The organism is Vibrio sp. 1249-1 (assembly GCF_033340495.1).
Genome location: NZ_JAWOWJ010000900.1, coordinates 1 through 576 on the forward strand (window position 1 = coordinate 1; position 576 = coordinate 576).

The window sequence follows — 576 nt, forward strand, 5'->3', positions numbered from 1 at the left end:
CATGGCAGAAAATATTGGCTACCCTGTCGCCGTGAAGCTTCGCTCTCCTGATATTCCTCACAAATCAGACGTACACGGCGTGGCGCTTAATTTGAGAAATAGTCGAGAAGTTTCTAACGCTGCACAATCGATTTTAGATACCGTCAAATTCAGTTACCCATCTGCAAACGTACACGGCCTGCTAGTTCAAGGCATGGCGAAGCTTGGCAGCGCGGAAGAGTTGCGAATCAGTATCGCGGTTGACAAGGTATTTGGGCCTGTCATTTTACTTGGTCAAGGTGGATCTGAATGGAACATCGCTCAAGATGCGGTGGCCGCCCTGCCTCCTTTGAATATGACGCTTGCACGCTATTTAGTCGTGGTTGCATTAAAGTCCGGGAAGATCCGTCTTCAGAAACACAAAGATGCGCTCGATATTACTGAGCTGTCAAAATTCTTAGTTCGTATTTCGCAAATGGCGGTTGAGTTACCTGAAATACAAAGACTGGATATCCATCCAGTATTGGTATCTGGAGATGACTTAACCATACTTGATGCTGATGTGACGCTTTGCAAATATGAAGGTGACGCTCAAAA

1 protein-coding gene is annotated in these 576 nt (G+C 46.0%); it reads left to right on the plus strand.

Features of this window, described 5'->3' with window-relative positions; translation table 11 throughout:
* Positions 1-576 (plus strand): acetate--CoA ligase family protein (locus R7Z50_RS29565; RefSeq protein ID WP_318150023.1); only part of this gene is annotated, 576 nt, incomplete at both ends.